This is a genomic window from Cupriavidus sp. Agwp_2 (assembly GCF_040784895.1).
GTDB lineage: Bacteria > Pseudomonadota > Gammaproteobacteria > Burkholderiales > Burkholderiaceae > Cupriavidus.
The window spans coordinates 2,526,065-2,546,081 of sequence record NZ_CP088083.1; the positions used below are offsets into that span (position 1 = coordinate 2,526,065).

At 65.7% G+C, this 20,017-nt stretch carries 20 protein-coding genes and 1 tRNA gene; 10 read left to right on the top strand and 11 right to left on the bottom strand.

Annotation, left to right across the window (positions count from 1 at the left end; translation table 11 throughout):
• Nucleotides 1-42: 42 nt before the first annotated feature.
• From moaA to LPA45_RS11895, 4 genes are all read left to right on the top strand, one after another.
• Nucleotides 43-1,167 (top strand): GTP 3',8-cyclase MoaA, encoded by a 1,125-nt coding sequence (gene moaA / locus LPA45_RS11880; RefSeq protein ID WP_116322255.1) that lies wholly within the window; start codon nucleotides 43-45, stop codon nucleotides 1,165-1,167.
• 18 nt (nucleotides 1,168-1,185) lie between these two features.
• Nucleotides 1,186-1,785 (top strand): molybdenum cofactor guanylyltransferase MobA, encoded by a 600-nt coding sequence (gene mobA / locus LPA45_RS11885; protein WP_116322256.1) that lies wholly within the window; start codon nucleotides 1,186-1,188, stop codon nucleotides 1,783-1,785.
• Between the two features lie 37 nt (nucleotides 1,786-1,822).
• Entirely contained in the window at nucleotides 1,823-3,121 is a 1,299-nt protein-coding gene (gene glp, locus LPA45_RS11890) for a gephyrin-like molybdotransferase Glp (protein WP_116322257.1), read from the top strand.
• 182 nt (nucleotides 3,122-3,303) lie between these two features.
• Nucleotides 3,304-3,585: a hypothetical protein gene (locus tag LPA45_RS11895; protein ID WP_116322258.1), complete on the top strand. Its 282-nt coding sequence runs from the start codon at nucleotides 3,304-3,306 to the stop codon at nucleotides 3,583-3,585.
• Between the two features lie 99 nt (nucleotides 3,586-3,684).
• Here the strand turns inward: LPA45_RS11895 and rmuC are convergent, their stop codons facing one another.
• The 6 genes from rmuC to LPA45_RS11925 all read right to left on the bottom strand — a co-directional run bounded on the left by rmuC (nucleotide 3,685) and on the right by LPA45_RS11925 (nucleotide 10,392).
• Nucleotides 3,685-5,184, bottom strand: a complete 1,500-nt coding sequence (gene rmuC / locus LPA45_RS11900; RefSeq protein ID WP_317919861.1) for a DNA recombination protein RmuC — start codon at nucleotides 5,182-5,184, stop codon at nucleotides 3,685-3,687.
• Nucleotides 5,185-5,221: 37 nt separating this feature from the next.
• Nucleotides 5,222-6,217, bottom strand: a complete 996-nt coding sequence (locus LPA45_RS11905; protein WP_116322260.1) for a D-glycerate dehydrogenase — start codon at nucleotides 6,215-6,217, stop codon at nucleotides 5,222-5,224.
• A 4-nt stretch (nucleotides 6,218-6,221) separates the two neighbouring features.
• Entirely contained in the window at nucleotides 6,222-7,658 is a 1,437-nt protein-coding gene (locus LPA45_RS11910) for a sodium:proton antiporter (protein WP_317919858.1), read from the bottom strand.
• A 165-nt stretch (nucleotides 7,659-7,823) separates the two neighbouring features.
• Entirely contained in the window at nucleotides 7,824-8,510 is a 687-nt protein-coding gene (locus tag LPA45_RS11915) for a lactate utilization protein C (protein WP_116322262.1), read from the bottom strand.
• A 92-nt stretch (nucleotides 8,511-8,602) separates the two neighbouring features.
• Nucleotides 8,603-9,778 carry a nicotinate phosphoribosyltransferase gene (gene pncB / locus LPA45_RS11920; RefSeq protein ID WP_367394571.1) on the bottom strand — a complete coding sequence of 392 codons (1,176 nt, stop codon included), beginning with the start codon at nucleotides 9,776-9,778 and terminating at the stop codon, nucleotides 8,603-8,605.
• A gap of 77 nt (nucleotides 9,779-9,855) precedes the next feature.
• Entirely contained in the window at nucleotides 9,856-10,392 is a 537-nt protein-coding gene (locus LPA45_RS11925; protein ID WP_317922141.1) for a hypothetical protein, read from the bottom strand.
• A 308-nt stretch (nucleotides 10,393-10,700) separates the two neighbouring features.
• Between LPA45_RS11925 and fdxA the strand changes: the two genes are divergently transcribed.
• From fdxA to LPA45_RS11940, 3 genes are all read left to right on the top strand, one after another.
• Nucleotides 10,701-11,024, top strand: coding sequence for a ferredoxin FdxA (gene fdxA, locus LPA45_RS11930; protein ID WP_116322265.1), 324 nt, complete (start codon nucleotides 10,701-10,703; stop codon nucleotides 11,022-11,024).
• Nucleotides 11,025-11,121: 97 nt separating this feature from the next.
• Entirely contained in the window at nucleotides 11,122-12,231 is a 1,110-nt protein-coding gene (locus LPA45_RS11935; RefSeq protein ID WP_116322299.1) for an NAD(P)/FAD-dependent oxidoreductase, read from the top strand.
• Nucleotides 12,232-12,441: 210 nt separating this feature from the next.
• Nucleotides 12,442-12,517 (top strand) — tRNA-Asn (locus LPA45_RS11940).
• A gap of 134 nt (nucleotides 12,518-12,651) precedes the next feature.
• Here the strand turns inward: LPA45_RS11940 and LPA45_RS11945 are convergent.
• The 5 genes from LPA45_RS11945 to LPA45_RS11965 form a co-directional block, all read right to left on the bottom strand.
• Nucleotides 12,652-13,422, bottom strand: a complete 771-nt coding sequence (locus tag LPA45_RS11945; protein ID WP_367394572.1) for an IclR family transcriptional regulator — start codon at nucleotides 13,420-13,422, stop codon at nucleotides 12,652-12,654.
• Nucleotides 13,423-13,506: 84 nt separating this feature from the next.
• Nucleotides 13,507-14,670 carry a CaiB/BaiF CoA-transferase family protein gene (locus LPA45_RS11950; protein WP_116322267.1) on the bottom strand — a complete coding sequence of 388 codons (1,164 nt, stop codon included), beginning with the start codon at nucleotides 14,668-14,670 and terminating at the stop codon, nucleotides 13,507-13,509.
• Between the two features lie 12 nt (nucleotides 14,671-14,682).
• Entirely contained in the window at nucleotides 14,683-15,849 is a 1,167-nt protein-coding gene (locus LPA45_RS11955; RefSeq protein WP_116322268.1) for an acyl-CoA dehydrogenase family protein, read from the bottom strand.
• Nucleotides 15,850-15,935: 86 nt separating this feature from the next.
• A complete protein-coding gene (locus tag LPA45_RS11960; protein WP_116322269.1) occupies nucleotides 15,936-16,913 on the bottom strand; it encodes a tripartite tricarboxylate transporter substrate binding protein in 978 nt (325 codons plus the stop codon).
• A gap of 49 nt (nucleotides 16,914-16,962) precedes the next feature.
• Nucleotides 16,963-17,352, bottom strand: a complete 390-nt coding sequence (locus tag LPA45_RS11965) for a cupin domain-containing protein (protein WP_116322270.1) — start codon at nucleotides 17,350-17,352, stop codon at nucleotides 16,963-16,965.
• 487 nt (nucleotides 17,353-17,839) lie between these two features.
• Between LPA45_RS11965 and rpsU the strand changes: the two genes are divergently transcribed.
• The 3 genes from rpsU (at nucleotide 17,840) to LPA45_RS11980 (ending at nucleotide 20,012) form a co-directional block, all read left to right on the top strand.
• Nucleotides 17,840-18,052, top strand: coding sequence for a 30S ribosomal protein S21 (gene rpsU / locus LPA45_RS11970; RefSeq protein ID WP_010814647.1), 213 nt, complete (start codon nucleotides 17,840-17,842; stop codon nucleotides 18,050-18,052).
• 180 nt (nucleotides 18,053-18,232) lie between these two features.
• Entirely contained in the window at nucleotides 18,233-19,144 is a 912-nt protein-coding gene (gene nodI / locus LPA45_RS11975) for a nodulation factor ABC transporter ATP-binding protein NodI (protein WP_116322271.1), read from the top strand.
• Nucleotides 19,145-19,157: 13 nt separating this feature from the next.
• Nucleotides 19,158-20,012, top strand: a complete 855-nt coding sequence (locus LPA45_RS11980) for an ABC transporter permease (RefSeq protein ID WP_317922138.1) — start codon at nucleotides 19,158-19,160, stop codon at nucleotides 20,010-20,012.
• Nucleotides 20,013-20,017 lie beyond the last annotated feature (5 nt).

Below are 20,017 nucleotides of genomic sequence, written 5' to 3' on the forward strand. Positions count from 1 at the left end.
CCTTGCCAGGCCACTCACCGGAGCAGCGCCCACCCACAGGCCATGACCGAATCCGTCATTCCTATCTTCGACCTGCGCGACCATCGCTACCATTCGATGACGCCGCGCATTCCCGGCAAGCTGGAAGCGCCCACCGGCCTGGTGGCCGACACCCGCGGCAGGCCGCTGCATGACCTGCGCATCTCGGTGACGGACCGCTGCAACTTCCGTTGCGTCTACTGCATGCCAAAGGAAGTGTTCGACAAGGACTACACCTTCCTGCCGCACTCGGAACTGCTCAGCTTTGAAGAAATCGAGCGCACCGCACGCCTGTTCGTCGCGCACGGCGTCGAGAAGATCCGCCTGACCGGCGGCGAGCCGCTGCTGCGCAAGAACATCGAGCACCTGGTCGAGATGCTGGCAAAGATCGAGACCGTCTCTGGCAAGCCGCTCGACCTGACGCTGACCACCAACGCCTCGCTGCTGGCGCGCAAGGCACGCTCGCTGCGCGACGCCGGCCTGACTCGCGTCAGCGTCAGCCTGGACGCGATCGACGATGCCACCTTCCGCCGCATGAACGACGTCGACTTTGCCGTCGCCGACGTGCTGCACGGCATCGAGACCGCTCAGGCTGTTGGCCTGGCGCCGATCAAGGTCAACATGGTGGTCAAGCGCGGCACCAACGACCAGGAAATCGTGCCGATGGCGCGCCATTTCCGCCACAGTGGGATCATCGTCCGATATATCGAATTCATGGACGTCGGCGCCAGCAACCACTGGCAGATGGACGAGGTGTTGCCCTCCGCCGAGGTCGTGCGCCGCATCGATGCCGAATTTCCGCTCGAACCGGTGCAGGCCAACTACAGCGGCGAAACTGCCGAGCGCTGGCGCTATCGCGACGGCAGCGGCGAGATCGGCGTGATCTCCAGCGTCACCCATGCCTTCTGCGGCGATTGCAGCCGCATCCGGCTGTCCACCGAAGGCCGGCTCTACCTGTGCCTGTTCGCCACCGAGGGCTATGACCTGCGCGCACTGCTGCGCGGCAGCTACAGCGACCTGGAGATCTCGAACGCGATCGCCCAGGTGTGGCAGGGCCGCACCGACAACTATTCCGAGCAGCGCGGCGACCCGGCAGTCCGCCAGGCACGGGCTGAGCGCAAGATCGAGATGTCCTATATCGGCGGCTGAACCCGCCGCCGCACCCTCATGATTGCACGCGACGACATCACCGGCCTGATCCTCGCAGGCGGCAGGGGCAGCCGCATGGGCGGCACCGACAAGGGGCTGCAGCCGCTACACGGCACGCCCATGGCGATGCACACGATGATTCGCCTCGGCCCGCAGGTCGGCGGCCTGATGATCAACGCCAACCGCAACCTGGCCGCCTATGAATCGTTCGGCGTGCCGGTCTACACCGATTCCGTGCCCGACTTCGCCGGCCCGCTGGCCGGCATGCTGGCCGGGCTTGAGCAATGCCCGACGTCCTGGCTGGTGACCGCGCCGTGCGATTCGCCGTTCCTGCCCACCGACCTGGTGGCGCGGCTCGCACAGGCGATCGAGACCGAAGGCGCGGAACTGGCGATTCCGGTCACACTGGATGAAACCGGCAAGCGCCAGACCCAACCTGTGTTCTGCCTGATGCCGGTCAGTGCGCTCGACAGCCTGGTCGCATATCTTTCCGGCGGCGGCCGCAAGATCGAAACCTGGGCCGCCTCGCACCGGCTGGCCGAGGTGATGTTCGACGACGCCGCGGCCTTCGCCAATATCAACACGCTGGACGAACTGCGCACGCACGAAAGCCGCTAGCCGCCGACATCCGCAAACATCCCGCCGCCGAGCCACCATGCCTTCCCTGCAATCCGTCATTTCCTGCCTGTCTGACTACGACCCCACCGCACTACCGGTGGACCAGGCCAACCGCATCATCGGCGAGGTGGTGGAGCCGGTACGCGGCATCGAACAATTGCCGGTCCGCAGCGCACTCGACCGTGTGTTGGCCGAGGATATCGTCTCGACCATCAACGTTCCCGCCCATGACAATTCAGCCATGGACGGCTACGCCTTCCGCAGCGAAGCGCTCGCCGCCGCGCAGACCGACATGGTCGAACTGGAAGTGATCGGCAGCGCCTTCGCCGGCGATGCCGGCGCGCTTGCGCCCACGGCCGTGCAGACGGTACGCATCATGACCGGCGCGGTGATGCCTGACGGCTGCGACACGGTGGTGCCGCAGGAATTCGTCGAAACGGTTGCCGACGGCGCACGCATCCGCTTTGCCGCCGACTGCGTGCGCGCGGGCGACAACCGCCGCCTGCGCGGCGAAGACCTGGCGCACGGCCAGGCCGCGCTGCCGGCGGGCCGCATCATCCAGCCAGCGGACCTCGGCCTGCTGGCCTCGCTGGGCATTGCCGAAGTCCGCGTACGCCGGCGCCTGCGCGTCGCCTTCTTCTCCACCGGCGATGAACTGCGCTCGATCGGTGAGCCGCTGGATGCCGGCTGCGTCTATGACTCCAACCGGTACACACTGCACGGCATGCTGCGGCGGATGAATGTCGAACTGCTCGACATGGGCGTGGTGCGCGACGAGCCCGAAGCATTGGAAGCGGCCTTCCGCACCGCCTGCGAGAGTGCCGACGCGGTCATCACCTCGGGCGGCGTCTCGGTCGGCGAAGCCGACTACACCAAGCAGATCATGGCGCGCCTGGGCGACGTCACGTTCTGGAAGATCGCCATGCGGCCCGGCCGGCCGATGGCATTCGGCCGCATCGGTACTGGCAGCGACGGCAGGCACTCGGCACTGCTGTTCGGCCTGCCGGGCAACCCGGTCGCGGTCATGGTCACCTTCTACCATTTCGTGCGTGCCGCGCTGCACCGCCTGATGGGTGCCGACGTGCCGCCGCTGCCGCTGCTGCGCGTGCGCAGCGCGCAGGCCATCCGCAAGAAGCCGGGCCGCACCGAATACCAGCGCGGCATCCTGGCACCGGCGGCAGACGGACAGTGGGAGGTGCGCATCACCGGCCAGCAGGGCTCGGGCGTACTGCGCTCGATGAGCGAAGCCAACTGCTTTATCGTGCTCGGCCACGAGCAGGACTCGGTCAAGGCCGGCGACCCGGTCGAAGTCATGCTGTTCGACGGGCTGGTCTGAGCGCAGCAGCAGGCCGGCCGCTTCGGTGCGGTCGCAATGTGTCGTATTTATGATGCACATTTGCCGCCGTGACGCGTCCGGCGCACGGCTTTCGACTGCGGCGCGAGCAGCGGGCTTTGCTTTGGGTCGGCCAGTCGATACACTTGGCGCACGATTCAGCAACAATCAAGTTATTCCCCGTCATGAATCAGGAGATCGCCTACCTCCACCCCGTGAAGACCGCCCGCGCGCTGGTGCTGGTCTACCTGTGCTTCTCCCTGCCGATCGTTTCGCTGGGCCTGTTTGTCACCTTTATCCGCTATGGCGACCTGCCGGCGATCACGGTCTTCAGCGCAATCATCCTGAATGCGCTGATTGGCTTCGGCCTGCTGTGGCTGGCGTGCAAGGCCTACAACTGGGTGGCCGCCCGCTTTGGCGGCATCGAAGTCCACGTGCGCGAACTGGCGCCCGAAGAAGATCGCTGAACCTTCTGAACCCAGCGGTGATCGCCGCGCGGGTTCACAGGCCGGCAGGTTGCCGGCCATCCTGCCCGCGCTGCGGGCCTACCCTGCTCCAACCCGCGCTTAGCCGCCGCTGTCATCCGGCGTCTCCGCCGTCTCCACCCCTGCCTCTGCGGCGTTGAGTCCCAGCAACTGCTGCGCGGCATCACCCGGCAGCGCTTCCACCGTCCGCAGCTTGCGCGCCATCTGACGCGTGCGCACCTCGGCCTGCTCGATATTGCGCGCGGCGCGCTCAAGCGTGTCGCGGGTCTTGGCCAGCACGTCGCCGAACTTGCCGAATTCAGTTTTCACCGCGCCCAGCACTTCCCAGACTTCACTCGAGCGTTTTTCCAGTGCCAGCGTGCGGAAACCCATTTGCAGGCTGTTCAGCAGCGCGGTCAGCGTGGTCGGGCCCGCCACGGTGACACGGAAGTTGCGCTGCAGCAGGTCGGTCAGGCCGGGGCGCCGCAGCACTTCGGCGTACAGCCCCTCGGTCGGCAGGAACAGGATGGCAAAATCCGTGGTCTGCGGTGGCGACAGGTATTTCTCGGCAATGGTCTGCGCCTCTCGGCGCAACGCAACTTCCAGTTCGCGGCCGAAGGCGATGACGCCGTCCGGGTCACCGCGTTCCTGCGCATCGACCAACCGCTCGTACTGTTCCTTGGGAAACTTGGCATCGACCGGCAGCCACACCGGCGCGCCGCCGTCGCCACCGCTGCCCGCGGCCTTGCCGGGCAGGCGGATGGCAAATTCCACCCGCGCACCGGAGTTGCGCACCGTTTCTACGTTCTTGCCGTACTGCTCCGGCGTCAGCATCTGTTCCAGCAGCATTTCGAGCTGGACTTCGCCCCAGGTGCCGCGCGACTTCACATTGGTCAGCACCTTCTTCAGGTCACCCACGCCCTGCGCCAGCGCCTGCATCTCGCCCAGCCCGCGATGCACCTGCTCGAGGCGGTCCGATACCAGCCGGAACGACTCGCCCAGGCGCTGCTCCAGCGTCGCATGCAGCTTCTCGTCGACGGTGCGACGCATTTCCTCCAGCTTGGCCGTGTTGTTGGCCTCGATGTCGTGCAGCTTCTGCTCCAGCGTGGCGCGCACCTCGGCCAGCCGGCGCTCGTTGGCTTCTGACATCTGCGCCAGCTGCTGCTGCAAGCCGTCGCCGAAGCGGCGCAGCGCTCCAGCCTGTTCGTCACGTGCCTGCTGGCTTTGCAGCATCAGGTGCTGGCGCACGTGCTCGAGCTGCTGCGTGTTGGACTCGGTCAGCTTGGCCAATTGCTGCGCGAAGGTGTCGATCTGGTTGTTCTGCAGCGTGGCGATGCCGGTCAGCTGCGACGACAGCGCCTGCTGGAAGCGCAGCATCTGCTGGGCCGACTCATCGCGGTTGCCGCGCGCCGCCTCGGCTACGTCGGTGCGGACCTCACGCTCCACGCGCTCCATGCCGCGCGCCCCTTCGACGCGCAACTCGGCAAGTTGACGGGCCAGTTCGGCGCCGGGCGAGGCGGCCTGCTGGCGCAGCAGCACGATGACTAGCAGGACGACCGCGAGCAGCGCCACGGCCAGCGTCAGGAACGGAATCAGCGACATGCAGCAACTAATTAAGCGACAGACAGACGGGCGCGCCTCAGCGGCGGCGCGGCATGACTTCAGGGTTGATCACAGTGGGCGGATGACCGGCCTGCGGCCCCTGGTCGAGCGCGGCGATCAGGTTGTCGGCAGCCAGCATCGCCATGGCGCGGCGGGTTTTTTCCGAGCCGCTGGCGATATGCGGCGTCAGCACGACGTTGGGCACCGTCAGCAGGTCAGGATGGACGCCGGGCTCGCCCTCGAACACATCCAGGCCGGCGCCGAAGATGCGCTTGTCGCGCAGCGCCTGCGCCAGCGCGGCGTCGTCGACGATGCCGCCGCGGGCCAGGTTGACCAGCGTCGCAGTCGGTTTCATCAGCGCCAGCTCGGCAGCGCCGATGGCATGGTGGCTCTGCGGGCCGTAAGGCAATACCAGCAGCAGGTGGTCGGACTGCCGCAGCAGATCCTCCTTGCTGACGTAGCGGGCATTGAGCTCGCGCTCGGTGTCCGCCGGCAGCTGGCTGCGGTTGTGGTACAGCACGCTCATGCCAAACCCGCTGGCACGGCGCGCCAGCGCCTGGCCGATGCGGCCCATGCCCAGGATGCCGAGCGTGCTGCCGTACAGGTCCACGCCGACCAGCATGTCGTAGCTCCAGCGCTGCCACTTGCCGGCGCGCAGGTAGTGCTCGGCCTCGGTGACGCGGCGCGCCGTGGCCATCAGCAGCGCCCAGCCGAAGTCGGCAGTGGTCTCTGTCAGCACGTCGGGCGTATTGGTGGCGACGACCCCCGCGGCGGTCAGCGCCGGCACGTCGAGGTTGTTGTAGCCGACGGCCATGTTGCACACCGCGCGCAGCGACGGCAACGCGGCGACCAGGCCACCGTCGATGCGGTCGGCGGCGTTGGCCAGCACGCCGGCCTTGCCGGCCAGCCGCGCCTTCAGGGCGGCGGCGTCGAGCACCGCGTCCTGCTGGTTGTCATCGACATCGAAATACTGCGCCAGGTGGTCGATGACTTCGGGATAGATGGCGCGGGTGACAAGGACGGACGGCTTCATGGCATCACACGTGGAAGAAAAGGAAGGTCATGATGACGAACAGCGGCATCAGGAAGATGCCCGAGTACAGCATGTAGCCGAAGAAACTCGGCATGCGCACGCCGCGGTTCTCGGCAATGGCCTTGACCATCAGGTTGGGCGCGTTGCCGATATAGGTGTTGGCGCCCATGAACACCGCGCCGGCGGAAATCGCGGCCAGCGTCGAGGCATCGCGCGTCATCAGCGTGGCGGCATCGCCGCCGGCGGTGTTAAAGAACACGAGGTAAGTCGGCGCATTGTCGAGGAAGGACGACAGCAGCCCGGTCGCCCAGAAGTACATGCTGTCGACCGGCTGCCCGTTACTGTTGCTGACTGCGCGGATCACTCCGGCGAAGGCGCCATCGGTGCCGGCCTTGAGCATGGCGATCACCGGGATGATGGTCAGGAAGATGCCGGCAAACAGCTTGCCGACTTCCAGGATCGGCTCCCAGTTGAACTCATTGCCGGCGCGCGCGGTATGCGGTGTGACCAGCAGCGACACCACCGCCACCACGATCAGCAGCACATCGCGCAGCGCCGCCTGCAGCGGCACGTCGGTGCCGAGGACGCTAAACGAGATGGCCGGCTGCCACAGCCCGCTCATCAGCACGAGGCCGATCAGGGCCAGCAACAGCACGAAATTGATCTTGCCGTCGATCGTGATGCCGTTCGAGTCCGGCGTGGGATCGTTCCTCTGCGGCAGTTCTTCTTCCTTGTTGCGGTAGTAGTGGCTGTCGACCAGGTAGAACAACACCAGCAGCACCGCGCAGATAAACAGCGTCTCCAGGTAGATGTTGCGCATGGTCCAGAAGAAGTCCACTCCCTTCAGGAAACCCAGGAACAACGGCGGATCGCCCAGCGGTGTCAGCGAGCCGCCGGCATTGGCCACCAGGAAGATAAAGAACACGACCACGTGCGCCACATGGCGACGGTTGTCGTTGGCGCGCAGCAGCGGCCGGATCAGCAGCATGGCCGCGCCAGTGGTCCCCATGAGGCTGGCCAATGCGGTGCCCAGTGCCAGGATGCCGGTGTTGAGCCGCGGCGTGCCGTGCAGGTTGCCGCGCACGCAAATGCCGCCCGCGACGATATAGAGCGATGCGATCAGCGAGATGAACGGAATGTACTCGGCCAGCAGCGCATGCACCGCGCTGGCGGCGGCCGCATGCGTGCCGAAGGCCGCGGCGAACGGCAGCAGGAACAGCAGCCCCCAGCCAGCGGCGATCTTGCCATAGTGGTGGTGCCAGAACTTCGGCGCGAGCAGCGGCCACAGCGCAATCGACAGCAGGATGCCGGCGAACGGCAAGCCCCAGAGCGGCGACAACGAAGCCCCGTCGACATCAGCTGCATGGGCGGCTGCAGGGAAGGCAGCAAGGACCGCGGCCAGCATGGCCAGTATCGGCAACAGCACGAAGGCACGTCGCATCAGGCAGGATCTCCTCGGGAATGCAGCATTCATGGTGCATCGAGCCCCGCCACGAACGGCGTGCGGGCTCGCACGGCAAGCCTGCAAGTGTAATTCAACCGCCTCACGCGACCGTGCTCCGTCCCGCGTTTGCAGACCTTTCTTACGTCCGTGCTGCCCGACGCTTCAAGCCTGCTCGACCAGGATCACATGCACGCGATACGGGCCATGCGCGCCCAGCACGATGGTCTGCTCGATATCCCCGGTGCGCGACGGTCCGCTGATGATATTGGTCGCGCGCGGCAGTTCGCCGCGTTCGCTGCGTACCAGCGCAAATGCATCTTCCAGGCCGGCGACCACGCGCGAGCGTGGCACCACCGCAATATGCGTTTCCGGCAGCAGCGCCGCGGAGGCGAACGTTGCCGGCCCTGACAGCAGCATCAGCGAGCCGGTCTCGGCAATCGCGCAGAAGCAGCCGGTGATGCCCACCAGGTCGCCGTGATCGCGATCCGCCTCGACCTCGCGCAGCGGCGGCCGGCATTCGACCGCGATGCCCGCGTCCTGCCATGGCAGCGTGCCCAGCGCATCCCATGCCACCGCGCGCTGCACCAGGTTCAGGCTGTCGAGAAAACGCCGCGCGGCCGCCGGCACTTCGTCCAGTGTGGCGACACGGTCGACGGTAGACGCCATGCGCTGGGCCTGCGCCAGGAAGGCATCGACGAGGTCGGCGGCAGGCATCGGGCGCGGGCCTTGCGGATGGCGCGCGAGGTAATCGGCCACCGCACCGCGTTCGCCCTGCGTGGGCTGGCGCGGCCTGCCCTGTGCGGCACGGATGCGGGCGAAGATGCGGTCGCGGGCGTCGTTGGTTTCCATAGGGCCTGGCAATGCGGTTGGCAAGGATGCGGCAAGTTGCGCGATGCGCCGATTATAGTTGCCGCGGCACGGTACGGCGTGCCGGAATCCCGCTATGCCGACTGGACCGAGAACACCTGCCGCAGGTACGACAGGTAACCGGCATCGTCGCACATGGTCTTTTCCGGCGTGTCCGACAGCTTGGCCACGGGCTGGCCATTGCAGCGCACCATCTTGATCACGATCTGCAGCGGCGTGTAGCCGAGATCGTTGGTCAGGTTGGTGCCGACGCCGAACGCCAGCCGGCAGCGGCCGTGGAAGCGCTGGAACAGCTCGATCACGCGCGGAATGTCCAGGCTGTCACTGAAGATCAGCGTCTTGGTGCGCGGGTCGACGCGGCTGGCGGCGTAGTGCGCCACCATGCGCTCGCCCCACACGACCGGGTCGCCCGAGTCATGGCGCACGCCGTCGAACAGCTTGCAGAAATACAGGTCGAAGTCGCGCAGGAAGGCGTCGAAGCCATAGGTATCGGAAAGCGCTATGCCAAGGTCGCCGCGATATTCGCGCGCCCAGCGTTCGAGCGCGAACACCTGCGAATCGCGCAGCCTCGGTCCCAGCGCCTGGCAGGCCTGCAGGTATTCATGCGCCATGGTGCCGAGCGGCACCATGTTGTGCAGACGGGCGAAATGGACGTTGCTGGTGCCGGCCAGTTGCGGACCGAGCTCACGCCGCATGGTCAGCAGCACCTCTTCCTGCCAGTCCCGCGAGAAGCGCCGGCGCGTGCCGTAGTCGGCGATGACGCATTCGGCCAGTTCGGGCGCCTGCAGCAGGGCCAGCTTGTCTTCCAGACGGCGACGGCCGCCGGCCAGGTCGGGCCGCGGCTGGGTCCGGCGGAAATAGACCTCGTTGACGATCGCCAGCACCGGCACTTCGAACAGGATGGTATGCAGCCACGGGCCGATGATCGAAATCTCGATCTCGCCGTTGCCCTGCGGCGCCTCGCGCACGGACACATACTTTTCGTTCAGGTGGAACAGCCCGAGGAAGTCGATGAAATCGCTCTTGATGAAGCGCAGGCCGCGCAGGTAGGCGAGTTCGTCGTCAGTAAAACGCAACTGGCACAGATGCGCGATCTCGGCACGGATCTCATCGATATACGGGGTCAGGTCGACGCCGGCGTTGCGGCACTTGAAGCGATATTCGACCTGCGCCTGCGGAAACTGATGCAGGACCACCTGCATCATCGTGAACTTGTACAGGTCGGTGTCGAGCAGAGACTGGATGATCATAGCTAGCCAGACGGCGATGTGCCGGGTCAGTCCGACATGCTAACCGAGACTGCGCGCGTCCGGGCGCTGACAGGCGTTCAAGCGCCGTCGAGGAACGGCTGCGGCGCGCGCGGCGCAGGCTTCCCGGCCGCCCTGCCCTGCAGGCACCACAGTGTCCGGCCGTCGCTCCCGGGACAGGACACCAGCGTGGCGGCGCTGCGCGGCACGCGCTCCGGCAGCGGCTCGGCAAAGGCGCCGTTCTCGGCAAGGATGCGCTCGGTGTAGACCGCAGCGCCCGCGCGCTCGAAGCGCAGCACCTGCATCCGGTCTCCCGGCTTCGGCTGCAACTCAGGTCCGCAAGGCATCAGGCCGGCGCGGCCGCAATGGGCAATGGCATCGCCCGCGGGCGAATCGGTCACGCTGAAATGGTCCCAGTCGAAGCCGGTCAGCGCCGGCAAGGCGACCGGCGCCTCGGATCGTGCGCGCCATGCCACCAGCCTGGAGACCACGCTGTCCGCCATGCCCGGCTGGACCAGGGCTTGCGCACCGGCAGGCGGCGCGATCGCCGGAAATGCCGCGAGCATCACAAGCAGCGGCATGGCGACGCGGCAGCAACGATGAAACGGGCGTGGCATATACGAATCTCCCGGCGTGGTGGCATGTGGCACTCAGGCGGACCTATCATGCCTGTGGATACGCAAGCCCGCCAGCGGGCCGCCATGTCTTGGATCAAAAGCACATAAAGAAATAAGAAAACTATCTGATCCAGCTATATAGACCCGCTATCCTTGCCAGAAGGCTCGGCTACAATACCGGTTTCCGAAAGGCCATGGCCGGCGCTCGTCCAGCCCATCCTGCCACCCATGGCAGATGGACGCGTCCGCCGGCAAGAAGCGGCCCAACAGTTTCCCATCAAAAGCCGACCCGTTTTCCTGGAACCGAAATGACTCACGTTGTCACCGAATCCTGCATCCGTTGCCGCTACACAGACTGCGTTGACGTATGTCCGGTGGATTGTTTCCGCGAAGGCCCGAACTTCCTGGCCATCGACCCGGATGAGTGCATCGACTGCGCCGTGTGCGTGGCCGAATGCCCGGTGAACGCCATTTACGCCGAGGAAGACGTGCCGGGCGACCAGCAGCACTTCATTGAACTGAACGCTGACCTGGCGCGCGCCTGGCCTTCGATCACCAAGACCAAGGCCCCGCTGGCCGAGGCCGAGGAGTGGAAGGACGCCACCGACAAGCTGCAATACCTGGAGCGCTGAGCGCAAGCTGAGCCCACCAGGCAGCAAAGAAAGCCGTCCCCACGCGCTTTCCGCAATGCCGGGCACCCGCGTGCCCAACCAACGTATCAGGACGAATATGGACTTGAGCATTCCAAATCCCGTTGCCGACACGACCAAGCAGGTCGAAGTTGGCAGCCCCGCAGGCGGCCAGCCGCTGGAAATCGACGCGCTGATCGTCGGTGCCGGTCCGGTGGGCCTGTTCCAGGTCTTTGAACTGGGCCTGCTCGAGATCAAGGCCCACGTAATCGATTCCCTGAAAGTCGTTGGTGGCCAGTGCGTTGAGCTGTATCCGGACAAGCCCATTTACGACATCCCGGCCGTGCCAAGCTGCACCGGCCAGGAACTGACCGACAACCTGCTCAAGCAGATCGAGCCGTTCGAGCCCACCTTCCACCTGGGCCAGGAAGTCTCCGTGGTGGAGCGCCGTGAAGACGGCCGCTTCTTCGTCGAGACCTCGCTCGGGACCCGGTTCATCACCAAGACCATCTTCATCGCCGCCGGCGTGGGCTCGTTCCAGCCGCGAACGCTGAAGGTCGAGGGCCTCGACAAGTTCGACGGCAAGCAACTGTTCTACCGCGTCAAGGATCCGAGCCGTTTCCACGGCCGCAACCTGGTGATCGTCGGCGGCGGCGACTCGGCGCTGGACTGGACGCTGGACCTGGTCGGCAAGGCCGAGTCGGTGGTGATGATCCACCGCCGCGACGGCTTCCGCGCCGCACCGGCCTCGGTGGCCAAGATGAAGGAACTGTGCGAGCAGCTGGAAATGCAGTTCGTGGTCGGCCAGATCGGCGGCTATGAAGAAAAGGACGGCGTGCTCACCGAGATCAAGGTGACGGGCGCCGACGGCGTGACCCGCCGCCTGCCGCTGGACGACCTGCTGGTGTTCTTCGGCCTGTCGCCCAAGCTCGGCCCGATCGCCGAGTGGGGACTGGACCTGGAGCGCAAGCAGATCAAGGTGGACACCGAGAAGTTCCAGACCAATATCCCGGGCATCTTCGCGGTGGGCGACATCAACACCTACCCCGGCAAGAAGAAGCTGATCCTGTCGGGCTTCCACGAGGCCGCGCTGGCCGCGTTCGGTGCCGCACCGTATATTTTCCCCGAAAAGAAGATCCACATGCAGTACACCACGACTTCGCCGAAGCTGCACAAGGTGCTGGGCGTGGAATCGCCGGTGTTCGACTGACCGGTGGCTCACGGTGCCGCAGAAAAAAGCCGCCGCAAGGCGGTTTTTTCTGGCACAAACGAAAATCCGTCGCTATAATGCGGCCTCGCTGTTGAACACCAAGGTGGGACGCAGCCAGCCAGTCGCCCCAAAGCCCTTGACGACAAACAAATTGTTGACGAGGTGTTGACGGCGAAAAGAGAAACTGGCTATAATCTTTTTCTCAGCTGTTCCCCGATAGCTCAGTCGGTAGAGCGACGGACTGTTAATCCGCAGGTCCCTGGTTCGAGCCCAGGTCGGGGAGCCAACCGATACGGAAGCCCGGTGCAAACGCACCGGGCTTTTTCGTTTGGCGCGGCCCGTTTGCCAACCGGCTTTCAGTGCTGGCCGCCACGGCAGGCCTGGTGCTGCCGCAGCGCCCTGCCCCCTCACCCTGCCCCCTTACTTATCCCGCAGCGAACCGCCTGCCGCCTTCAGTGCCGTGACGATGGCGCCGGCATTGGCCTCGACCCGGTGCAGCGGACCCGCCACCGACATCCCGTAGAGCGCGCCGCCCAGCGTTATCGGAATCGCGATGGCGCCCAGATCCGGGAATGACTCGCCGAAGTTTGGATACCACCCCTGCGCCTGCCATTGCTGCATCGCCGCCTCGAACACCCGCAGCGAGTCCACCGTGCGCCGGGTGCGCGAAGCAAAGGAAACGCCGGCCAGCAGTTCCGCGCGGCTCTCCGCGTCCAGGGCGCCGAGGATGGCACGGCCGATGGAATTGACATGCGCGTCGCGCAGTTCGCCCGGCGCGGCGATATAGCGCACCGGGTTGGCGGACTCGCGCACCTCCAGGTACAGCACGCGGCCATCGTCCTGCAGCTTGCCAAAGATCACGGTCTCGCCGGTGTCATCGCGCAGCGACTCCAGCACCGGCTGCACGCGTTCGAGCAGCGGGTCGTTGCGCGCGATGCGCTGGGCGATGTCGAGCAGCCTCCGCGTGGGGTAATAGCCCTGGCGGCGGCCGGTTTCATACAGGTAGCCCAGCGAGGCCAGCGTGCGGATCAGCCCGAGGCAACTCGACATCGGCGCGCCCAGCAGCTTCGCCAGCTCGGTCAGCGTCAGCGAGCGCCCTTCGCGCGCATAGATCTCCATGATCTCGATCACGCGCAGCGCCGTCTTGACGCTGCCGTAGCCGGATTTTTCCGCCGCTTCGTTTTCTGCCATCGTTGGCTTCCTCGCCTTCCGTGTGCTTTCGCCGGAATTGTACGCGGCGTGTGCGCCGCACCTGCCAATCGCGGCGCAGTCGGGTCAGCCGCCCGCTTCGTCCTGCGCCTGCGGCAAGCCCTCCGGCCAACTGCGAATATTGCCCGGCGTGCGCGAGAACCGTGTGGGGATGCCCACGCCCCGCAGGCGCCCTTCGCTCGGATGATCGTATTCGAACATCATGCCGGTGGCACGCAGGTGCGGGTCATCCACCAGGCTGTCGAAATGCGGCAATTCGCTGTGCGGGATATCGGCGTCCCGCAGCAACGCCAGCCATTCCGCGGTAGTGCGCTGCGCGACGATCTCGGCCAGCGTGGCGTAGAGCGCGTCGATATTGGCGCTGCGCGCGGCCGGCGTGGCGTAGCGCGGATCGCGCGCCAGCCCGGCATGGCCTGACAGGTCAAAAAAGCGCAGCCACTGCGCGCTGGTATAGGGCAGCAGCGCGAGATGGCCATCGCTGGTGCGGTACGGCTTGCGGTGGGCCGACATCACGCGCGGATAGCCAGCAGGCCCGAGCGGCGGCACGAAGGTCTGTCCGGCGAGTTGCTCGGTGGCAAGGAAGGACACCAGCGTCTCGAACATCGGCACCTCGATGGCCTGCCCCTGGCCGGAACGCTCGCGCTCGTACAACGCCATCGGGATCGCGTAGGCGACAGTCAGGCCGGCGACCTTGTCGGCCAGGATGGTGTTGACATACTGCGGCCCCTCGTTCGAATTGGCGCCCTGGAACTGCGCCATTCCGCTGCGCGCCTGGATGATGTCGTCGAAGGCCGGTGCGCCGGCATATGGCCCCTCTTCCGAATAGCCATAGGCGCCGCAATAGATCAGCCGTGGATGGTCCGCTCGCAGCGATGCATAGTCCAGGCCGAGCTTGCGCAGCGACTGCGGCCGCACGTTGGAGACAAAGACATCCGCCGTGGCGATCAGCGCCTTCAGCGCGGCAAGGTCGTCCGGCTGCTTGACGTCGAGCACGACGAACCGCTTGTTGCGGTTCAGGTTGAGGAAGCTCGCGCCCATCGCGGCATGGCGCGCCGGCTCGGCATGGCGGAACACATCGCCGGCGGGCGCTTCGACCTTGATCACCTCGGCGCCCATGTCACCGAGGATCTGCGTGGCATACGGGCCCATCGCGACCGAGGTCATGTCGATTACGCGGATGCCCGCCAGCGGGCCGGTGGCTGCGGGCGCGGGCGCTTGCTCGTTGTGCATCGTTCCTCCCGTTCAGTACGACTTGGGCAAACCCAGCACGCGCTCGGCGATAAAGCACATGATCAGTTGCGGGCTGACCGGCGCAATGCGCGGGATATAAGACTCGCGCAGCAGGCGCTCGACGCGGTATTCACGCGAGTAGCCCATGCCACCCAGCGTCAGGATCGCGGTCTGGCACGCGTTGTGGCCAGCCTCGGCGGCGAGATACTTGGCCGTGTTGGCCTCGGCCCCGCAGGACTGCCCCGCGTCATAGCGCGCGGCTGCCTTCAGCATCATCAGGTTGGCCGATTCCAGCTGCATCCACGCCTGCGCCAGCGGGTGCTGGACGCCCTGGTTCATGCCGATCGGGCGGCCGAAGACGACGCGCTCCTTGGCATACTGCGTGGCGATCGCCAGCGCCGCGCGCCCGAGCCCGATGGCCTCGGCAGCGATCAGGATGCGCTCGGGGTTCAGGCCATGAAGGATGTATTCGAAGCCCTTTCCTTCTTCGCCGATCCGGTCCTCTTCCGGGATGAACAGGTCGTCGATGAACAGCATGTTGGTATCGACGGCGGCGCGGCCCATCTTGTCGATCTCGCGGATCTCGATCTTGCTGCGGTCAACCTTGGTGTAGAACAGCGACAGCCCTTCCGTCGACTTCTTCACCTGCTCCAGCGGCGTGGTGCGCGCCAGCAGCAGCATGCGGTCGGCCACCTGCGCGGTCGAGATCCAGATCTTGCGCCCGCTCACTGAATAGCCGCCCGGCACCTTGCGCGCGAAGGTCTTGAGCTTGGTGGTGTCGAGCCCCGCATCGGGCTCGGTCACGCCGAAGCAGGCCTTCTCCTTGCCGGCAATCAACGGTGGCAGGAAGCGGCCCTTCTGCTCATCCGTGCCGAACACCACCACGGGGTTCAGGCCGAACACGTTCATGTGCACGGCCGAGGCACCGGTCATGCCCGCGCCCGACTGCGAGATGGTCTGCATCACCAGCGCCGCTTCGAGGATGCCGAGACCGGCGCCGCCGAAGGACTCGGGCATCGCCACGCCCAGCCAGCCGCCCTCGCACAGGGTCTTGTAGAACTCGTGCGGGTAGGTGCCGGACTTGTCGAGCCGGTCCCAGTACTCCATGTCGAACTGCGTGCAGACTTGCTGCACCGCTTCGACGATCGATGCCTGTTCTTCGGAGAGATCGAAATTCATAGGTGTTGCCTGCTTAGTGTCTTGTCGGATCGTGTCGGGTCGGGTCGGGTCGGGTCGGGGCGGGTCGTGTCGGGTCGCGTTCTTGCTTATTCCGGCTGGATGCCGGCGTCCTTCACCAGCCGCGACCACTTCTGCAGCTCGGCCACCACAAACTGGTTCAGCTCGGCCGGCGTGCTGCCGAACGGCTCGAAGCCCAGCGCGTGGAACTGCGCGGCATGCTGCTTGCTGGTGGCAATGGCAACCAGCGCCCGGTTGAGCCGCTCGACCACGGGCGCCGGCACGCCGGCGGGCGCGAACACGCCGTTCCAGGACGTGATATCGAAACCCTTGAGTTCGGGCGCACTGCCAACCGGCGGCAGGTCGGGCAGCAGTGCGCTGCGTTGCGCGGTCGTCACGGCCAGCGCGCGCAGCTTGCCGGCGCGCACGTTGGCGATACCCGCGGCAAAGTCGACGAACATCGCCTGCACCTGGCCGCCCATCACGTCGGTCATCGCCGGCGGCGTGCTCTTGTACGGGACGTGCAGCATCTTCAGGCCCGCCATCTTCGACAGCGTCGCGCCGGCAACGATGCCGGTGCTGTTGCCGCTGGCGTAGCTCATGCCGGGATGCGCCTTGGCGTAGTCGATGAATTCGCGCAGCGTCTTCACTGGCAACTGCGGATTGACCACCAGCATGAACGGCAGGTTGCCCATGCGCGAGACCGGAGTGAAATCCTTGACCGGGTCGTAGCGCAGCTGCTTCATCAGCGACGGGTTGGCCGAATGCGTGGTGTTGGTGGTCATGAACAGCGTATAGCCGTCGGCCGGCGCCTTGGCGACGAACTCGGCGGCGATGGTGCCGTTGGCGCCCGGCTTGTTGTCGACCACCACCGGCTGCTGCAGCGACTCGCCCAGGTACTTGGCGGTCAGCCGCGCCACGGCATCGGTGCCGCTGCCAGCGGCGAACGGCACCACCAGGCGCAGCGGCTTGGACGGAAATTCATCGGCGGCCAGGGCCGGTGCCGCGAACAGCGCGGCGGTACACCCCAGCACGAGGCTGGCAAAAGCGGTCTTGAAGCACTTCACGGTCTGTCTCCTGTCGTTATATGAACCCTTGCCGTGGCCGGCCGCAATCTCAGGCGGGCCGTATCACGCGCTCGGGCGATTCCTCATACGGTGGGGAATAGATCACCAGGATCCTGGCCGGCTCGTCGCTCACCACCGTGAACACATGCATCTCGTCCGGGGGAAAGAAGCAGCAGTCGCCCGGACCCAGTTCCTTGCGCTGGCCCGCAACCTCTGCAATGGCGCGACCTTCCAGCACATAGCACACTTGCTCGATGCCGGGGTGCGCATGGGGCAGCGCGCCCTTGCCCTTCTCGATGGTGCCGTGGATCACTTCCAGGTGGCGCGAACCCACGGTCTCGGGGCCGATCAGCCGGCGGTTCAGCGTGCCGACATGGTTGGCGGGGTGGTATCCCTCGACCTCTTCGGTCGAGATGAAATAAACGGGGGGTTGCGGCACGCTGCTCTCCTGTCGGGACCTCGCCATGCTCGGCGATTAATTCATATCCATGAATCTTAGTTTATACACATGAATTTCATCGTCAAACTATTTCGGGCGTTTTGCGGGTTTACCGGGAGCAGTGTCCGGGTCATCACCCGATGCTTCCGATGGGCTGGTCGACAAGGGAGGAAAGGCGGATAATCCGCCGCTTGATACCCGCGCCTGCGGCGCCAATCGCACGCCATTCTTGACAGAAGCGTCGTATACCTGCCATAGTTACGGGCGTATAGCATTCATGGAAACCGGTACTGTCAGGCTCCGGCTGTATTTGGACCTGGCGATATCACCCCCTGACACTGGTTGCACGGACTGAAACGTCCACATCTTTCAGGTTCGCGGGGGCGCATCCGGGCATCAGCCCGGCGTGCAATACCAGTCGCTCCGGCGACCGCAGTTTCCCCCCGTTTGAACCAGCCGCTAGTGCGGCAATCCCTAAAGGACTGAATTGACTAAGATCGTCTTGAAACCCGGTGAGCCCGTTGAAGTTGCAATGCGGCGTTTCCGTCGTGCCATTCTGCAGACTGGCCTGATCGTTGAACTCAAGAGCCGTACCGCTTACGAGAAGCCGACGACCGAGCGCAAGCGCAAGAAGAAGGCCGCCGAAGCACGCCTGCGCAAGCGCCTGCGCATGCAAATGCTGCCGAAGAAGATGTACTGATTCGGGCAAGCTTCGCAAAAGACCGCCAGTTCGCTGGCGGTTTTTTTATGCCCGCGCGCAATGCGTTCCGGACATCCGCCACCCGGCGGCTTTTGCTGCACTGCGCCACCTGATCGATATGCCGATGCCCGGCATAATGGCGGATATTGCGCCCCCTTAAGGCGCCAACCGGATCCTGCCTTGACTGCCATCCTCGAGTTGCGCAAGGTGCGCAAGCAATACGGCGATACGGTCGTTGTCGACGACCTCGACCTCCAGGTGTTTCGCGGCCAGTGCTTTGGCTTGCTCGGCCCCAACGGCGCCGGCAAGACCACCACGCTGCGCCTGCTGCTGGGCCTGACAACGCCCATGGCCGGCACGCTGACGCTGTGCGGCGAACCCATCCCCGAGCGGGCGCCGCAGGCACGCATGCGCGTGGGTGTGGTGCCGCAGTTCGACAACCTCGACCCGGATTTCTCGGTGATCGAGAACCTGCGCATCTTCGGGCGCTACTTCGGGCTGTCGTCGGCCGAGATCGAGCGCCGCGTGCCGAAGCTGCTGGAATTCGCCCGGCTGGAAAGCCGTGCCGACGCCCAGGTGCGCGACCTCTCCGGCGGCATGCGCCGGCGCCTGACGGTGGCACGCGCGCTGATCAACGACCCCGACCTGCTGGTGATGGACGAGCCCACCACCGGCCTGGATCCGCAGGCGCGCCACCTGATCTGGGAGCGACTCAAGTCGCTGATGGCGAGCGGCAAGACCATCCTGCTGACCACGCACTTCATGGAAGAAGCCGAACGGCTGTGCAACTACCTGTGCGTGATCGACGGCGGGCGCAAGATCGCCGAAGGCAAGCCGCACGAGCTGATCGACAGCCAGATCGGCTGCGATGTGGTCGAGGTCTATGGCGATGAACTGGACACGCTGCGCGGCACGCTGACACCGCTGGCGCAGCGCACCGAAATGAGCGGCGAGACGCTGTTCTGCTATGTGCGCGAGCCGGCCCCGCTGCTGGACGCGCTGCACGGCAGGAGCGGCGTGCGCTACCTGCACCGCCCGGCCAACCTGGAGGATGTGTTCCTCAAGCTGACCGGCCGCGAGATGCGGGACTGAACCAGGGACTGACATGAGCGAACAGGATCCGCGCACTGACACGCCCGCCATCGCCACCCGGAGCGCTGGCCCGGCAACGCGCCAGACCTATCCCCAGCCGCTGCTGCCGCGCAACCTGCGCAACTGGATGATGGTCTGGTATCGCAACTACCTGGTGTGGAGGAAGCTGGCCATCCCGTCGATGATCGGCAACCTGGCCGATCCGATGATCTACCTGTTCGGCCTCGGCCTGGGACTGGGGCTGATGGTGGGCCAGGTCAACGGCGTGTCGTACATCGCCTTCCTCGCCGCCGGCACCACCGCGTCGAGCGTGATGATGTCGGCCAGCTTCGAGTCGATGTACTCGGCTTTCTCGCGCATGCACGTGCAGCGCACGTGGGAAGCGATCATGCACGCGCCGCTGACACTGGGCGACGTGGTGCTGGGCGAGATCTTCTGGGCGGCCAGCAAGGCGGTGCTGTCGGGCCTGGCGATCATGCTGGTGGCGGCCGCGCTGGGCTATGCGCAGATGCCGGGCGCGCTGCTGGCGCTGCCGGTAATCGTGCTGGCCGGCATTGCCTTTGCCGCGCTGGCGATGATCGTCACCGCGCTGGCGCCCAGCTACGACTTCTTCATGTTCTACCAGACGCTGGTGATGACGCCGATGCTGCTGCTGTCGGGCGTGTTCTTTCCGGTGGAGCAATTACCGGAAGGCGTGCAGACGGCCACCAGGTTGCTGCCACTGGCGCATGCGGTCGAGCTGATCCGGCCGCTGATGCTGGGCCGGCCAGTGGAAGGCGCCGGGCTGCACTTTGCCGTGCTTGCCGCATATGCGGCGGCCGCGCTGGTGGTTTCGCTGGTGCTGCTGCGCAGGCGGTTGCTGCGCTGAGGTTC